The organism is Serinicoccus chungangensis (genome assembly GCF_001483745.1).
Taxonomy (GTDB): Bacteria; Actinomycetota; Actinomycetes; order Actinomycetales; family Dermatophilaceae; genus Ornithinicoccus; species Ornithinicoccus chungangensis_A.
Genome location: NZ_LQBL01000011.1, coordinates 120,985 through 135,995, shown reverse-complemented (window position 1 = coordinate 135,995; position 15,011 = coordinate 120,985). Strand labels below are relative to the sequence as shown.

General features: G+C 74.8%; 16 protein-coding genes and 1 tRNA gene. 7 read left to right on the top strand and 10 right to left on the bottom strand.

Annotated features, from left to right (window positions below):
• Positions 1-6 precede the first annotated feature (6 nt).
• Positions 7-504: a YajQ family cyclic di-GMP-binding protein gene (locus AVL62_RS05115; RefSeq protein WP_058890588.1), complete on the bottom strand. Its 498-nt coding sequence runs from the start codon at positions 502-504 to the stop codon at positions 7-9.
• 95 nt (positions 505-599) lie between these two features.
• Between AVL62_RS05115 and AVL62_RS05110 the strand changes: the two genes are divergently transcribed.
• From AVL62_RS05110 to folP, 4 genes are all read left to right on the top strand, one after another.
• Positions 600-682 (top strand) — tRNA-Tyr (locus AVL62_RS05110).
• A 184-nt stretch (positions 683-866) separates the two neighbouring features.
• On the top strand, positions 867-1,415 hold the full coding sequence (locus AVL62_RS05105; RefSeq protein ID WP_058890587.1) for an RNA polymerase sigma factor: 549 nt from the start codon (positions 867-869) through the stop codon (positions 1,413-1,415).
• Positions 1,416-1,475: 60 nt separating this feature from the next.
• A complete protein-coding gene (locus tag AVL62_RS05100) occupies positions 1,476-2,873 on the top strand; it encodes a hypothetical protein (protein WP_058890586.1) in 1,398 nt (465 codons plus the stop codon).
• A 16-nt stretch (positions 2,874-2,889) separates the two neighbouring features.
• Positions 2,890-3,861: a dihydropteroate synthase gene (folP, locus tag AVL62_RS05095; protein ID WP_419177483.1), complete on the top strand. Its 972-nt coding sequence runs from the start codon at positions 2,890-2,892 to the stop codon at positions 3,859-3,861.
• A 28-nt stretch (positions 3,862-3,889) separates the two neighbouring features.
• On the opposite strand, the gene htpX is transcribed toward folP, so the two are convergent.
• From htpX to nuoH, 8 genes are all read right to left on the bottom strand, one after another.
• Positions 3,890-4,762 (bottom strand): zinc metalloprotease HtpX, encoded by an 873-nt coding sequence (gene htpX / locus AVL62_RS05090; protein WP_058890584.1) that lies wholly within the window; start codon positions 4,760-4,762, stop codon positions 3,890-3,892.
• A 118-nt stretch (positions 4,763-4,880) separates the two neighbouring features.
• Entirely contained in the window at positions 4,881-6,350 is a 1,470-nt protein-coding gene (locus AVL62_RS05085; RefSeq protein ID WP_058890583.1) for an NADH-quinone oxidoreductase subunit N, read from the bottom strand.
• Positions 6,347-7,954 carry a complex I subunit 4 family protein gene (locus tag AVL62_RS05080; protein WP_235585553.1) on the bottom strand — a complete coding sequence of 536 codons (1,608 nt, stop codon included), beginning with the start codon at positions 7,952-7,954 and terminating at the stop codon, positions 6,347-6,349. The genes AVL62_RS05085 and AVL62_RS05080 overlap by 4 nt, the downstream gene beginning before the upstream one ends.
• Positions 7,951-9,969, bottom strand: coding sequence for an NADH-quinone oxidoreductase subunit L (locus tag AVL62_RS05075; RefSeq protein ID WP_058890582.1), 2,019 nt, complete (start codon positions 9,967-9,969; stop codon positions 7,951-7,953). Before AVL62_RS05075 ends, AVL62_RS05080 begins: the two co-directional genes overlap by 4 nt.
• Positions 9,962-10,294 carry an NADH-quinone oxidoreductase subunit NuoK gene (gene nuoK, locus AVL62_RS05070; RefSeq protein WP_058890581.1) on the bottom strand — a complete coding sequence of 111 codons (333 nt, stop codon included), beginning with the start codon at positions 10,292-10,294 and terminating at the stop codon, positions 9,962-9,964. Before nuoK ends, AVL62_RS05075 begins: the two co-directional genes overlap by 8 nt.
• Positions 10,291-10,851, bottom strand: coding sequence for an NADH-quinone oxidoreductase subunit J (locus AVL62_RS05065; protein WP_058890580.1), 561 nt, complete (start codon positions 10,849-10,851; stop codon positions 10,291-10,293). Before AVL62_RS05065 ends, nuoK begins: the two co-directional genes overlap by 4 nt.
• A complete protein-coding gene (locus AVL62_RS05060) occupies positions 10,848-11,405 on the bottom strand; it encodes a NuoI/complex I 23 kDa subunit family protein (RefSeq protein WP_058890579.1) in 558 nt (185 codons plus the stop codon). Before AVL62_RS05060 ends, AVL62_RS05065 begins: the two co-directional genes overlap by 4 nt.
• Positions 11,402-12,382: an NADH-quinone oxidoreductase subunit NuoH gene (nuoH, locus tag AVL62_RS05055; RefSeq protein WP_058890578.1), complete on the bottom strand. Its 981-nt coding sequence runs from the start codon at positions 12,380-12,382 to the stop codon at positions 11,402-11,404. The genes AVL62_RS05060 and nuoH overlap by 4 nt, the downstream gene beginning before the upstream one ends.
• A 134-nt stretch (positions 12,383-12,516) precedes the next feature.
• Between nuoH and AVL62_RS05050 the strand changes: the two genes are divergently transcribed.
• From AVL62_RS05050 to AVL62_RS05040, 3 genes are read left to right on the top strand one after another with little or no spacing between them, the layout of a single operon-like run.
• The gene (locus tag AVL62_RS05050; protein WP_058890577.1) at positions 12,517-13,038 is read left to right on the top strand and encodes a toxin-antitoxin system HicB family antitoxin; all 522 of its coding nucleotides are present in this window, start codon (positions 12,517-12,519) and stop codon (positions 13,036-13,038) included.
• 11 nt (positions 13,039-13,049) lie between these two features.
• The gene (locus AVL62_RS05045; RefSeq protein WP_058890576.1) at positions 13,050-13,892 is read left to right on the top strand and encodes a DUF4097 family beta strand repeat-containing protein; all 843 of its coding nucleotides are present in this window, start codon (positions 13,050-13,052) and stop codon (positions 13,890-13,892) included.
• Between the two features lie 17 nt (positions 13,893-13,909).
• Complete coding sequence (locus tag AVL62_RS05040) at positions 13,910-14,359, top strand: GNAT family acetyltransferase (protein WP_058890575.1); 450 nt, start codon at positions 13,910-13,912, stop codon at positions 14,357-14,359.
• Here AVL62_RS05040 and AVL62_RS05035 read toward each other — a convergent pair.
• Positions 14,356-14,976, bottom strand: a complete 621-nt coding sequence (locus AVL62_RS05035; protein ID WP_058890574.1) for an NADH-quinone oxidoreductase subunit C — start codon at positions 14,974-14,976, stop codon at positions 14,356-14,358. The two genes, AVL62_RS05040 and AVL62_RS05035, sit on opposite strands and share 4 nt — an antisense overlap.
• Between the last annotated feature and the right edge of the window lie 35 nt (positions 14,977-15,011).

Here is a 15,011-nt window from a genome sequence, read left to right as displayed (position 1 = left end):
CCGGGCTCAGCGGTAGTTGGTGTACTGCAGGGCCACGTCGAGGTCCTTCTCCTTGAGCAGCCGCTGGACCGCCTGCAGGTCGTCGCGCGACTTGGAGGTGACCCGCAGCTCGTCGCCCTGGATCTGGCTCTTCACCGCCTTGGGGCCCTCCTCCCGGATGATCTTGGCGATCTTCTTGGCGTTCTCGCTGGAGATGCCGCTCTTCAGCGCCGCCTCGAGGCGGTACTCCTTGCCCGAGGCGTAGGGCTCGCCGTCGTGCGTGTAGTCGAGATGCTTGAGCGACACCCCCCGCTTGACCAGCTTGGTCTGCAGCACGTCGAGGACCGCCTTGCACCGCTCCTCGCTGTTGGCCGCCATCGAGATGCTCTCGCCGGCGAGCTCCACCCGGGCGCCGACGCCCCGGAAGTCGTAGCGGGTGGAGATCTCCTTCGCCGCCTGGTTGACGGCGTTGGCGACCTCCTGGTGATCGACCTTGCTGACGATGTCGAAGGACGAGTCGGCCATGGCATACCTCCTGTGTCGTGGCGGTCCGGCGCCTCCTGGACGAGTTCGGAGCACCGGGGCATCACTGTTAGCATGACACCCGCGCTTCGCGCACTGGCAGGTTGTCCGAGCGGCCAATGGAAGCGGACTGTAAATCCGTCGGCGTATGCCTACGCAGGTTCGAATCCTGCACCTGCCACCCACGAGGACGGGCACCGGGAGACCGGTGCCCGTCCTTCTGTCTCCCCTCGCCGCGGTCCGGGTATGCCGTGCCCCGCGGCCGGCGCGCACGACCCGGTGCGGTTCCTGCAACAGCCCGGCCCGCTTCGACATAGTGCAGGTGGACGGGTCGACGGGGCCCGGCCGAGACCGCAGGAGGACCGATGGCCCTACGCCTCGCCGGGACCGGCCCGCACCAGGACGGGTCCGGGGGCACCCGGGACACGGCGTGGTTCGACGGGTTCTTCGCCCAGCACGCGACCCAGATCCACCGGTACTTCGTCCGGAGGGCCACCGGCAACGACGTCGAGGACCTCACCGCCGAGGTCTTCGCGACCGCCTGGCGGCGCCGTGACCGCATCCCGGCCGACTACGAGCTGCCGTGGCTCTACCGCACCGCCTCCTACGTGCTGGCCAACCACCGCCGCAAACCGACCCTCACCCTGCTGTCCGACTACTCCGGACAGGAGGACGCCGCCGACCACCACATGCGCAGCGTCGACCCGGCCGACCTGGTCATGGCCGACGACGAGGTGCGTCGGGCCCTGGCCCGGCTCAGCGCCCGCGACCGGGGCATCCTCATGCTCCACGCCTGGGAGGGGCTGGACGGGGAGGGCCTGGCTCAGGCCCTCGGCCTCACCCGGGGCGGCGCCGCCGCCGCCCTGTCCCGCGCCCGCGCCCGGCTGCGCGAGGCCTGGGAGCACGACCACTGACATCCCGGGCCCGCCCGGCACCACCGCACCACCCGGCACCACCGCTCGAAGGAGACCCTCATGGTCCAGCACCACGGTGACGAGGCCCTGCACCGCCTGCAGGCCAGCGACCCGGCCACCGGGTCCCACCCCGACCTCCACCGGCTGCGCTCGCTCGTCGCGCACAAGGCGCCCGCGAGCCAGGGTGCCGAGCGGGCCAGCCGGGTCGACGACGACCTGCTCCGGGGGCCGGCGATCCGGGCCCCGTGGGTGGCCGCGGCCTGCATCGCCGCCCTCGCCATCGGGGCGGGAGGGTATGCCCTCGGCACCCAGCGCGGCAGCGGCACCCTGCTCGTGGCCGGCGGGGACTCGCTGCTCGCGCCCGCCGGGGCCGGCATCGACGCGGGCCTGAGCGCCGAGCTCTCCGGCGAGTCCTTCTCCTCGGGCGGCACCACGGTCGCCGACGGCGCCGCCCAGCCGTACGACCCCGGCCCGGTCCGCCTCGTCCCGAGCGCCGGCCTCTCTGCCGAGCGGACCACCGCACCGGTGCGCGTGCTGCGCAGCGACGAGGACCCGGAGGCCTTCGTCGAGGCGTGGGCCAGGACGCTGGGGCTGCAGGGTGCGCCCATCCCGAGCGACGTCGAGTTCCTCCCCGAGGACAACGTCGGCGTGGCGGAGGCGGAGACCGGGCGGATGATCATGGCCTCGACCGAGGGCGGCGGGCTGCACGTCAGCTACACCGACGTCTTCTCCTCCCCGGACTGCCGGGAGACCCTCGAGCTGGGCTACGCGGAGGAACGGGAGATGCTCGAGGAGTTCTGGCAGGGGACGTTCGGCGCGGACACGCCGCTGCCGACGGCGCAGGACTGCCGGGAGGTCGGTGGCGAGCGGCCGAGCGACGAGCAGGCCGTCGGCGCGGCGCAGGACTTCCTCACCCTGGCCGGCGTCCCGACCGACGGCTACGACTTCCAGGTGCAGGACTACGCCGACGAGGGCTCGAGCACCGTCTACGTCGAGGCCGCGCCCGAGGGCGGCGCCTACGGTCCGCGGCACATCAACGTCACCGTCGGCCCGGCGGGGGTCGTGGACGCCTACGCCGGCCTGGGCGAGATGGTCTCCCTCGGCGACTACCCCGTCATCTCCCCCGTGGAGGCGGTGCAGCGCTACGGGCTGCGCGAGTTCTCCATGGAGTACGGCGTCCAGCTCCCCGAGGACCTCGAGGAGGCCGTCCCCGGCGAGGAGGGCCTGACCTTCGTCGAGCCGCAGATCCCGGACAGCCCCGAGGTCACCGACGGCATGGACCTCCCGCTGCTGCTCAAGGACAAGGAGGTCACCGGTGCCACCCTCGTCCAGGGCACGATCTACACCCAGTCCGGCAGCATGGAGGTGCCGACCTGGGAGCTCACGACCGACGACGGCATGAGCTACCCGGTCATGGCTGTCGCCGACGAGGCGATCGACTGGGTCGCCTGGGAGTGAGCCGACGGGTGGGACGATGGCGGGCATGAGCCCGCCCGCGGTCCGTCCGGTCTTTCTGCCCCGCCCGCCCGCGCTCGTGCTGCGCGGGCGGGCTCTCGACGCCGGCCACCCGGGGGTCATGGCCATCGTCAACCGGACGCGCGACTCCTTCTGGGCGGGCAACCGGCACGCCGCCCTCGAGGACGCGATGGCCGCCGTCCACGAGGCGGTCGCGCAGGGCGCCGACATCGTCGACGTCGGAGGCGTCCGGGCCGGGCAGGAGGGCGAGCACGTCGGCGCCGCCGAGGAGGTCGACCGGGTGGTGCCGGTGCTCGAGGCGGCGCGGCGCGCCTACCCCGACCTGGTGCTCTCCGTCGACACGTGGCGCAGCGAGGTGGCCCGGGCCTGCGCCGGCATCGTGGACCTGGTCAACGACACGTGGGCGGGGCACGACCCCGGGCTCGTGCACGTGGCGGCCGAGCTGGGTGCCGGGGTCGTCGTCTCGCACACCGGTGGGCTGCCGCCGAGGACCGACCCGGTCGACGTGGTGTATGCCGACGCCCGGGGCGCCGACGAGCTCGCGGTGGTGCGGGACGTGCTCGACGTGCTCAGCCGTGGCGCGCAGGTCGCGGTGGAGGCCGGGGTCCCGCCGGAGCGGGTGCTCGTCGACCCGACGCTGGACTTCGGCAAGACCACCCGGCACTCCCTGGTGACGCTGCGCCACACCGCGGGCGTCGCGGGCCTGGGCTACCCGGTGCTGCAGGCGCTCTCCCGCAAGGACTTCGTCGGCGAGACCCTGGACCTGGAGCCGCAGGACCGGCTGGAGGGCACCCTGGCCGCGACCGCGGTGGCGGCGTGGCTCGGGACGAGCGTCTTCCGCGCGCACGACGTGCGGGCCACGAGGCGCGCGGTCGACATGGTGGCCAGCATCCGCGGCGACCGCCCCCCGGCCCGCGCCGTCCGGGGCGAGCCGACCGGCGGCCCAGCCCGCGGCGGACGCCACGTCTGAGCCCGGCCCCCCCGTCGGGGGCGACCGGTCAGAGGCGCTCGATGCCGGGCTGGTTGCCCTGGGCCATCTGCTCCAGCCGGGCGATCCGCTGGCCCATCGGCGGGTGGGTCGCGAACATCCGGGTGACGTCCTTGGCGCGGAACGGGTTGGCGATCATCATGTGGCTGGCGTTGACGAGCTGGCGCTCGGGGGCCAGCGGGGCGCGGGCCGTGCCCGCCTCGAGCTTGCGCAGGGCCGAGGCGAGGGCGAGCGGGTCACCGGTGAGCTGCGCGCCGTCCTCGTCGGCGTCGTACTCGCGGGTCCGGCTGATGGCCATCTGCACGACCGAGGCGGCGAGCGGCGCGAGCAGGGCCATGGCGAGCATGGCGATGGGGTTGCCGCCGTTCTCCCGGTTGCCCCCGAAGAAGAAGGCCATCTGCGCGACCGAGGTGATGACGCCCGCGATGCCGGCCGCGACCGAGCTGGTGAGGATGTCGCGGTTGTAGACGTGCATGAGCTCGTGCCCCAGGACGCCGCGCAGCTCGCGCTCGTCGAGCAGGTGCAGGATGCCCTCGGTGCAGCAGACCGCGGCGTGGTCCGGGTTGCGGCCGGTCGCGAAGGCGTTGGGCGCCGCGGTCGGGCTGACGTAGAGCCGGGGCATGGGCTTGCGCGCCCGCTCGGACAGCTCCTCGACGATGCGGTACATCTGCGGCTGCTGCTCCCGGGTCACCGGCTGGGCCCGCATGGCCCTGATGGCGAGCTTGTCGGAGTTCCAGTAGCTGTAGAACGTCGTCCCGAGCGCGAAGAGGCCGAACAGCCAGATGAACCGACCTTCCCCGATGATCGCGCCCATGCCGAGAAAGATCGCCCAGATGGCGCCGAAGAGCAGCGTCGTCTTCAGCCCGTTGTAGTGCCGGTTCATGTCCGCTCAACGACGCGGCGTCGGGCCGGTGTTCCCGGCGCCACCGGCCGGCTGCGCCAGCGCCGGGAGCAGCCCGCGCCCGTGGTCGTGGCACCGGTGGGCTGAAGGCCGACGGTGCTCACAGGACACCGACCGGCAGGACGCTGCCGACGACGAGCAGCGCCGTGAGCACCCCGCCCAGCGCCCACAGGCGCGTGGGGACGCGGGCGGAGGGCCGGCCGGCCCCGGGGGCGGCCGGCAGGAGCAGCACGCCGACCCAGCGCAGGTAGACCGCGAGCCCGAGAGCGATGTTGACGGCGGCGATGAGGGCCAGCCACCACGTCTCGTCGCCCAGCACGGGCCGCAGGACCACGATCTTAGCCACCACGCCGGCCACGGCGGGGGGCAGCCCGGCGAGGGTGAGCAGCGCCAGCGCCAGCGGCAGCGCGAGCAGCGGGTGGCTGCGCAGCAGGCCCCGCTGGGCGTCCAGGGAGGTGGGGCGCTGCGCCGGGGCCACGGCGAGCACGGCGGCGAGGACGACGAAGGCCAGCAGCGTCGCGGTGACGTAGACGACGAGGTAGGACCCGGCCGCGTTCGCCGCCTCGGCGGAGAGCGAGGCGAGGGGCAGCAGCACCCACCCCGCCTGCGCGACCGTGGACCACGCCAGCAGCCGGACGGTGTCCTGCTGCACGAGCGCCACGAGGTTGCCCACCGTCATCGACGCGGCGGCGAGCACCGCGACGGCGACCAGCGTCGCGCCGTCGACCGCACCCAGGGCGCGGACGACCACCACGAGCCCTCCGAGCGCCGCCACCTTGGACGCGGTCGCGAGGTAGGCGGTCACCGGCAGGGGCGCGGCGGCATACGTGAGGGGCGTCCACGCGTGGAAGGGCACCGCGGAGATCTTGAAGGCCAGCCCGGCCACGAGCAGCACCGCGGCCAGGACGACGAGCTGCGGGTGCTCCACCTGCGTCCGGCCGTCGAAGCGGGTGCTCCCGGTGGCGGCGACCCACAGGGCCGCCCCCAGCGCCAGGAGGCCGAAGGAGACCAGCGAGGTGGTGAGCAGCGAGACCGCGCCGTCCACCGCCCGGGCGCGGCGCTCCGGGGCCCACGTGGTCCGCACCAGGGCGACCAGCGCGACGGTGGGCAGCGTCGCGAGCTCGAGGGCGACGAGCAGCGACCCGAGGTCGCCCGAGGCCGGGACCGCGAGGACCCCGGCGGTGGCCGCCAGCAGCAGCGCCGTGACGACCGGCGCCCGACCGGTGCCCTCCTGACCCCCGCCGTCGCCGGGTGCCGCCCAGTCCCGCCAGGTGAGGACCAGGACGACGAGGGCCGCGCCGAGGGCGCACACCTGGAGCGCCGAGACGAGGTGGTCGGCACGGTAGGCGCACCAGCCGCTCGGCAGGCACAGCGCCGAGCGGACCTCACCGGCGCCCAGCCCGAGACCGGGCAGCGCCCCCAGGAGTCCCGCGACGAGCCCGGCGGCGCCGAGCACCAGGTGCGGCTCACGACGCCCGGGGACGGCGGCGTCCAGCAGCAGCACGAGCACCGCCGCGGCCACGGGGGCCAGGACGGGCAGGACCGACACGAGACCGAGCTCCAGGCTCACCGGGCCAGCACCCCCTCGACGAACGGCGCGGTCACGCCGAGCAGCAGCGTCGGGGCCAGCCCGAGGACCAGGACGAGCAGACCGAGCAGGCGCAGGGCGGTCCGCTCGGCGAGCACCGCGTCCGGCACCTGCGGCTCGAGCCGGTCACCGGCCCAGACCTCCCGGAGCACCCGGACGGTGTAGGCCACCGCCAGCGCCCCGCCGACCGCCGCGAGCACGGCGAACCCGCGGAACCAGCCCTCCGGCCGGTCGGCGGCGGGGGCCCAGGCGGACAGGACCGCGCCGATCTCGCCCCAGAAGACGGCCAGCCCGGGCAGTCCGCTGGAGGCGGCCATGCCGAGCACCAGCGCGAGCCCCAGGCGGGGGGCCACCTCGCGGACGGCGGCTCGCCGCCGGTCCAGGTCCGCGCTGCCCCACCGGTCCTTCAGGGCCCCGACCACCACGAAGAGCAGGGCCGAGACGAGGCCGTGGGCGACGTTGCCGAAGAGCGCCGCCTGCAGCCCGGCCTGCGTGCCGGTGGCGAGACCGAGCACGACGAAGCCGAGGTGGGCCACCGACGACCACGCGATGAGCCGCTTGAGGTCACGCTCGACCAGGCAGACCAGCGAGGCCCACACGATGCCGGTGACCCCGAGGCCCGCCAGCAGCGGCGACCAGGCCGCGAACCCCTCGGGCACGACCGGGACGACCAGCCGCACCACGCCGTAGGTCCCGAGCTTGAGCAGGACCGCGGCGAGCAGCACCGACCCGGCCGTCGGCGCGGTGGCGTGCACCCACGGCAGCCAGGTGTGCAACGGGAAGACCGGGATCTTGAGCCCGAGACCGACGAGGAGGACGGCCGCGACGGCGAGCTGGGAGCGGCGGCCGAGCGCGGCGCCCCCGTCCGCCGCCCACTGCGCCAGGTCGGTGGTGCCGGTGGCGGACGCGACGGCGAGGATGCCGAGCAGCACCAGCGAGGAGCCGACCACGGTGACCAGCAGGAAGCGGAGCGCGGCTCCCTCGCGGTCGCTGCCGGGGTCGCCGTAGCGCGCCACCAGCACCCACATGGGCACCAGCACCAGCTCGAAGCCGATGAAGAAGACGAGGGCGTCCCCGGCCAGGAACGCGACGAGCGCCCCGAGCAGCACGACCAGCAGGCACGCGTGGTAGGTCGCGAGGCCCGGGACGTCCTCGCCGCGGACCACGGGGATGGGTGAGGTGGGGTCGGTGTCGGCGAGGTCGACCGGCTCGGGTCGGGGCTCGCGCGCGGGGTGCAGGTGCAGGGCCGTCGCGACCACCCCCACGAGCGCGGTGAGGAGCAGCAGCGGGACCGACAGCCCGTCGGGGCGCAGGCTGAAGGTCACGCCGAGGCTCGGGATCCAGCTCAGCTCGAGGACGGGGCGGTCCAGGGCGACCCCGGCCACCCCCAGGGCGCTGAGGATGGCGGCGGCCATGGAGCCGCGGTGCGGGACACGGTGCCCGGGCGGCACGCTGCGGCGTCCCAGGCCCAGCAGCAGCACGGCCACGACCAGCAGCGGGGCGAGAGCGAGGGCGTACCACCACACCCCGAGGTCGGGCACCAGGGCGAGGAGGTCCGCCCGCACCCGGCCGGCCGCGCCGCTCACGCGGTCACCAGCCCGATCGCCCCCAGCACGAGCATCCCGACCAGCAGGAGGGCGAGTCCGGGCGTGGCCCGCCGCGGGCTGGTGAGGTCACCCGCGCGCCCCAGCAAGCGGGCCCCCGGACCGGCGCCCCGCACCCAGGCGTCGAGGACCTGGTCGTCGAACCACGCGACCGCCCGGGCCAGCGCCAGGACCGGCGTCGCGACGACCGCGCGGTAGGCGACGTCGGCGTACAGACCCCGCTCGGCCGCCAGGCTCACCCCGGCCGGGATCCGCGCCGCCGCGTCCCGGGTCCGCACCCCGCCGGCGGCGAGCCGCACGAGCAGCGCGCTCACGACCATGAGCAGCAGCGTGGCGGCCAGCAGCTGCAGGTCCACGTGGACCTGGGGGCCCCAGACCGGCAGCAGCAGCAGGAGGCCGCCGAAGAGGGTCATGAGCATGAGCGCGGACGTGCCCATGCGGGCCGAGGAGCTGATCGCCGCCTCGGCGCGCTCGACCCCCTCGGCCTCCTGCACCACCTGCGGCTCGTCGAAGAAGTCGTCGATGCGCTCCACCGGACCTGGTTCGTAGAGCCGGGCGTGCCCCTGGGCGGCCGTGGGCCGGCTCAGCACCAGCCAGGCCCGCATGCAGTAGGCGGCCGTCAGCGGGGCGGTGGCGCCGACCGAGGCCAGGACGAGGACCGGCACGAGGCCGCCGTCGGTCGCGGCCGTGCCGGCCTCGGCCGTCCCCAGGATCGCCTCCTTGGAGAAGAACCCGACGAAGGGCGGCACCCCGGCGAGCGCCAGCAGGCCCCACCCGAAACGGTGCCGCAACACGCGGTAGCGCCGGGCCCCGGAGGCCATGAGCGCCATCGCGGTGCCCCCGACGAGGACGCCGAGCCACCCCGTGGTGAGGAAGAGCAGGGCCTTGAACCAGGCGTGCGCCACGAGGTGCTGCAGCGCCGCGTCGGGCCCGGTCCCCACGGTGGCCGCGGCGAGCACGGCCAGCATGAGCGCGACCTGGCTCACCGTCGACCAGGCCAGCAGCCGTTTGAGGTCGCCCTGGGCGAAGGCCAGCACGGCGGCGCCGACCATCGTCGTGCAGGCGAGCACCGCCAGCAGGAGCTGCGCCGGGCCGGACACCGCCAGCAGGGGGAAGAGCTGTGCCAGGACGACTGTCCCGGCCGCCACCATCGTCGCGGCGTGGATGAGGGCGGAGGCGGGGGTCGGACCCTCCATGGCGTCGGGCAGCCAGTCCTGGAAGGGGAAGAGGGCGGACTTGCCGGCCACCCCGACGACGAGCAGGGTCATGGCCACGGTCAGCGTGGCCGAGGGCCCGGTCTCCCCCCAGTGCGCGACGACCTCGCTGGTCCGGGTGGTGCCGGCCCCGGTGGCGAGGACGACGAGCCCGAGCACGAAGCCGATGTCCGCGGTGCGCGTGACGAGCAGCGCCTTGCTCGCCGCCCGGGTGGCGGCCGCCCGGGTGGACTGGTGACCGATGAGCAGGTAGGAGCACCAGCCCATGACCTCCCACCCCACGAGGGTGAGGATGACGTCGTCGGAGAGGACGAGGAGCAGCATCGCCGAGGTGAACAGCGAGACGGTGGCGGCGAACGGGCGGTAGCGCGGGTCGTACCAGAGGTACCAGCGGGCATACCCCTGCACCACGAGGGCGACCGCGGCGACGGTGAAGGCCACGAGAGCCATCGGCCACGTCACGAGCAGCCCGAGCGGCACCTCCAGGTCGCCCAGCGGGAGGGCGCCGATGGTGCCGACCTGCCGCCGCGCCCCCTCGATCTGGGTGAGGGTGTAGAGCTGCCCGCAGGTGGCGAGGAAGGCGACCAGGCTGCCGCCGACCCCGACCCACGCGGCGAGCCGGTTGGAGCGTCCGGTCACCCCGAGTCCGGCCAGCGCGGCCAGGAGGGTCGCGAGCACCGCCCAGTGGGCCGGTGATCCCCACAGGTCGGGGGCGGGCAGCTCCGGCAGCGGCACCGAGGGCAGCTGGAGGTCGGACCAGGTCACGTCGGGCAGGTCAGGCACGTCCTCCCACCTCCCCCTCGGTGCGCTCGTCCAGCTCGGCGTGCAGGTCGACGTGGCCCCGGGCACGGAAGAGCGCGAGGAAGATCGCCAGGGCGAGCACGACCTCGGCCGCGGCGATGGTGATGACGAAGAGGGTGAGGACGGCGGCCCCGGGGTCGCCGCCCGCACCGGTCTGCGCCACGGTGACGAGCAGGAGCCCGGCGGCGCCGAGCACGAGCTCGACGCCGATGAGCACGAGGACGGCGTGCCGGCGGGCGAGGATGCCGTAGACCCCGAGGCCGGCGAGGACGGCGGCCAGGAGGTAGGGCAGGGCGGGGCGGATCACGGTCGCTCCCCCTGCACGGCCTCGACGTCGGCCGGGGGGTCCGGTCGCTGGCGGGGGTCGTCCTGTCCGCCCACCGGCGCCCGGGCCACCGCGACCGCGGCGACCAGGGCCATGAGGAGCAGCACCGAGAGCAGCTCGAAGGGCCAGACGTCGGTGCCGAAGATCGTCGCGGCGACCTCGGTGCTGCTGCCCCCGTCGATCGCGACGCTCCCCCACCCGTAGGCCGAGAGCAGCGCACCGCCGAGGACCACCGTGGTGCCTGCGCCGACGAGGCCGGCCGCGACCCGCTGCGGGACGCCGGTGACGACCGGCACGCCGCCGGCGCGGGTGAGCATGAGGGCGAACAGCACGAGGACGACGACCGCGCCGACGTAGACGAGCAGCTGCACCAGCGCGACCAGCTCGGCACCGAGGACCAGGTAGCACCCGGCCAGTCCGCCGAGGGTCACGACGAGCCACAGCGCGGCGTGGAGCACCTGCCGGGAGGTCACCGACAGCGTCGCGGCGCCGGCCGTGAGGAGCCCCACCGCGAGGAGGAGGACGTCCGGGCCGCTCACCGGTCCGCCTCCGGCTCCGGGTCCTCGTCCGGCTCCGGCTCCCCGTCCGGGGTCACCGGCCCGGTCGCCTCCGCGGTCCCGGCCACGGTCGGGGGCCGGTAGCCCTCCGGCAGGGCGGCCTCCGGCACCGACGCCATGAAGGTGCCGAGCCGCTCCTTGTCGTGCAGCAGGTTGCGGATGTCGCCCTCGGCGTAGGCGAAGTCGGGGGCCCAGAAGAGGGCGTCGAAGGGGCAGACCTCGATGCAGATGCCGCAGTACATGCACAGCGAGAAGTCGATGTCGAAGCGGTCCAGGACGTTGTGCGCCCGCTCCCTGCCGCCCTCGGTCTCCGGCGGCGAGGTCTCCTTGTGGGAGTCGATGGTGATGCACCAGTCCGGGCACTCGCGGGCGCAGAGCATGCACGAGGTGCAGTTCTCCTCCAGCAGCGCGATGACGCCCCGGCTGCGCTCGGGCAGCTCCGGCTCGGTATGCGGGTACTGGACCGTGTGCGCGCGTCGGGTGAGCGTGCGGGCAGTGGTGCCGAGGCCGCGCAGCAGGCCGGTGATGCCGCTCATCCGAGGACCACCACCCCGACGCCGGTGAGCGCGAGCTGCAGGAGGGCGAGCGGGAGCAGGACCAGCCAGGCGAAGCGCTGCAGCTGGTCCTCCCGGACCCGCGGCCAGGCCACCCGCAGCCACAGGAAGAGGACGCCGACGGCGGTCGCCTTGAGGAGGGTCCACAGCACCCCGACGAGCCCCGCACCCGCGTCCGCCCAGGGCCCCCGCCAGCCACCGAGGAACAGGACGGTGAAGAGCACGGCCATGACCACCATGCCGGCGTACTCGGCCAGCAGGAAGAAGGCGAAGCGCAGCCCGGTGTACTCGGTCAACGGGCCGAAGACGAGCTCAGAGTCGGCCACCGGCGCGTCGAAGGGGGTCCGCTGGAGCTCGGCGACGCTGGCCGCGAGGAAGACCACCGCGGCGGGGGCCTGCCACACCAGCCACCACCACGACCACTGGGTGACGATGCCCGTGAGCGACAGGGTGCCGGCGGCCATCGCCACGCTGGCCGCGGCCAGGATGAGGGGCAGCTCGTAGGAGACCAGCTGCGCCCCGGCCCGCAGCCCGCCGAGCAGGGAGTACTTGTTGCCCGATCCCCACCCCGCCATGAGCGTCCCGATGACCCCGATGCTCGTGACGGCGAGGACGAGCAGGAGGCTGGCCGGGACGTCGGCGGCGACCCAGGCGGCGCCGAACGGCAGCGCGGCGAGCGCCACGAGGTAGGGCACGAGCGCGACGGCGGGCGCCAGCCGGAAGACCGGCCGGTCGGCGGCCGCCGGGGTGATGTCCTCCTTCTGGGCGAACTTGATGCCGTCGGCGACCAGCTGCAGGACGCCGTGCGGCCCCGCCTCCATCGGGCCGAGCCGGCCCTGCATGTGACCCATGAGCTTGTGCTCGAGCTGGCCGAGGGCCAGGGGCAGCGTGAGGAAGACCGCCAGCACGGCAGCGGCCTTCAGCACGGCCTCGAGGGCCCAGGGGACATCGGCGAGCATCGCGTTCACCCTAACGAGTGAGCCGCCCGGCTGGGCGACGCCGCACCGCGCGGCCACCGGGCACCGGTCGGCGGCCACGGCGTCCCCTCGACCGACCCTTGCGCATGACGTCATAGTGGTGTCACCATGACGTCATGGAGCTGCAGCCGTACCTGACCGCGGTGGCCGAGGACCTGGACCGGGCGACCTCGCTGGCCGACGACGCGACCCGCGAGGTCGTGCACCGCATCGCCCCGGCGGTCGAGCCTGCCGTCCGCCTCGCGATCCTCCAGGCGCTCTCCGACGCCGCGGCCTCCCTCACCTCCCAGCTCGAGGAGTCGGTGGTGACCGTGCGGATGGAGGGTCGCGACCCGATCCTGGAGGTCCGGCATCTCGGCACCGGGGAGGACGGCCGTCCCGCCGCCCCGACGGCACCCGGCGACCACGGCCCGCGCACCGCGGAGCTCGACGAGACGGACGCCACTCAGTCACGGGTCTCGCTACGCCTGCCCGACCAGCTCAAGCTGACCGCGGAGCGGCACGCCGCCGCTGCCGGCCAGTCGCTCAACACGTGGGTCGTCCAGGCGGTCCGCACCGCCACCCGCGCGGCCGGGCCCGAGGGCCCCGGTCGCCGGACCACCCCCCACCGATCCCGCCGGGTCACCGGTTGGGCCTGAGAGGACAGCGCATGGACACCACGACCCGCACGACCCGGACCGTCACGTTCGCCGAGGACGACCTCGTGCACCTGGAGGTGAAGAACCACAGCGGCGACGTCGCCGTCCGTTACGACGCCCCGGCGGGCACGGCCGAGGTGACCCTCTCCTGCGCCCGGCCAGTGGACTTCGAGCCGGTCACCGCGGTGTCCCAGCACGGTCGGGTCCTCGTCGACGTCCCCGCGCTGGTCAGCCCGGACGGCGGCCGGCGCGGCCTCGCGGTGTCGATCGGGTCCTTCTCCATCGGCACCGGCCACGAGCGGGTGCACGTGGAGGTCCACCTGCCCGAGCGCACCGAGCTGCGGGTCGGCACCAGGAACGGCGACGTCGTGCTGCAGGGCGCCGGCGGGGCGGCCACCGTCCGCGCGGGCTCCGGCGACCTGGCCATCGAGGAGGTCGGTGTCCTGCGCGCGAGCACCGGCTCCGGTGACGTGCGGGTGGGTCGGCTCGTCGCCGGTTCGGTCACGAGCGGGTCCGGCGACGTCGTCGTCGACACCTCCACCGGGCCCGGCCCGCTCGAGGTCCGCTCGGGCAGCGGGGACATCCTCGTCCACGACAGCCACCAGGACGCCACCGTCGCCACGGGCAGCGGTGACGTCGACGTCGCCCACGGGCACGGCGAGCTCGCGGTGCGCACGGGCACCGGTGACGTGCGGGTGCGGGTGCCCCGGGGCATACCGGTGTGGCTCGACCTCTCCAGCGGTCTGGGCGAGGTGCGCCGCGACCTCGAGGGTGCGGGCGAGCCGGCGCCGGACCAGCACTTCCTGACGGTGGGCGTCCGCACCGGGACCGGGGACATCACCGTGCACCACTGAGCGGGCAGGATGGAGGGATGCAGATCCTCCCCCTGTCCCCCGACCACGCGGACGCCGCCGCCCGGCTGTGGGCGGAGTGCGGGCTGACGCGCCCCTGGAACGACCCGCAGGCGGACTTCCGGATGGCGGTGTCGGGCCCGGCCTCGCAGGTCCTCGGCGCGCTGGCCGACGACACCCTCGTCGGCACCGTCATGGTGGGGCACGAGGGGCACCGCGGGTGGATCTACTACCTCGCCGTCGCGCCGGAGCACCGGGGCGAGGGGCTCGGCAGGACGCTCGTGCGGGCCGCCGAGGACTGGGTGGAGAGCCAGGGCGTCCCCAAGGTCATGCTCATGATCCGGGCCGAGAACGACGAGGTCGCCCGGCTCTACGAGGACCTGGGATACGTCGACCAGGGCGTGCGGGTGCTCGGCCGGTTCCTCGACGAGGACCTGCAGCGGATGCGCGAGGAGACCGCCGGCGGCTAGTCGGGCCGCGGGCCCCAGGACGGGTCGGGGACGCCGGGCGGCAGCAGCCGCTTGCGCGGCCGTCGCCCGCTCGGGGGCGTCTCGCCCGACCCCTCCCCCGGCTCCTTGGCCCCCGGCCACGGCTTGGACGCGCGCGCGGCGAGCACGAAGTCCTTGCGCAGCGGCGTCCCCTCGAAGCCCTCCGGCAGCAGCAGCGGCCGCAGCCCGAGCCCCGTGCCGTCGTCGAAGCCCTCGACGGCCAGGCCGAACATCTCGTGCGTCTCCCGCTCGTGCCAGGCCGCGCCGGGGAAGAGGTCGGTCACCGAGCGCAGCGCGTCGCCCTCCGGCACCCGGGTGCGCAGCAGGAGCCGGCTCAGCCCGCCCGGCCCGGGGGCCCGGACCCGGAGCAGGTGGCACAGGACCTCGATGCCGGGGGCGAGCGTCTCCTCCGGGGCGTCGTCCGCCGCCACGTCGTCGCCCTGGTCCGTGGCTTCGCGCTCCTGCGGGGCGTCGCTCTCGTCCACGGCGGAGAGCCAGTCGAAGAAGGCATACCCCTCCTCGCGGGCGGCGCGGACGGCCTCGTGCCATCCCTCCACGGGGACGCGACGGGTGGCGGCGTGCGGGGCGGCACCGGGCATGCCTCGAGCCTAGCCCGATGACTCCCCCGGTCCTG

Coding starts and splice junctions, on each gene's coding strand:
- AVL62_RS05115 (WP_058890588.1), bottom strand. CDS start 504: ATGGCCGACTCGTCCTTCGACATCGTCAGCAAGGTCGATCACCAGGAG.
- AVL62_RS05105 (WP_058890587.1), top strand. CDS start 867: ATGGCCCTACGCCTCGCCGGGACCGGCCCGCACCAGGACGGGTCCGGG.
- AVL62_RS05100 (WP_058890586.1), top strand. CDS start 1,476: ATGGTCCAGCACCACGGTGACGAGGCCCTGCACCGCCTGCAGGCCAGC.
- folP (WP_419177483.1), top strand. CDS start 2,890: ATGGCGGGCATGAGCCCGCCCGCGGTCCGTCCGGTCTTTCTGCCCCGC.
- htpX (WP_058890584.1), bottom strand. CDS start 4,762: ATGAACCGGCACTACAACGGGCTGAAGACGACGCTGCTCTTCGGCGCC.
- AVL62_RS05060 (WP_058890579.1), bottom strand. CDS start 11,405: ATGAGCGGCATCACCGGCCTGCTGCGCGGCCTCGGCACCACTGCCCGC.
- nuoH (WP_058890578.1), bottom strand. CDS start 12,382: ATGCTCGCCGATGTCCCCTGGGCCCTCGAGGCCGTGCTGAAGGCCGCT.
- AVL62_RS05050 (WP_058890577.1), top strand. CDS start 12,517: ATGGAGCTGCAGCCGTACCTGACCGCGGTGGCCGAGGACCTGGACCGG.
- AVL62_RS05045 (WP_058890576.1), top strand. CDS start 13,050: ATGGACACCACGACCCGCACGACCCGGACCGTCACGTTCGCCGAGGAC.
- AVL62_RS05040 (WP_058890575.1), top strand. CDS start 13,910: ATGCAGATCCTCCCCCTGTCCCCCGACCACGCGGACGCCGCCGCCCGG.
- AVL62_RS05035 (WP_058890574.1), bottom strand. CDS start 14,976: ATGCCCGGTGCCGCCCCGCACGCCGCCACCCGTCGCGTCCCCGTGGAG.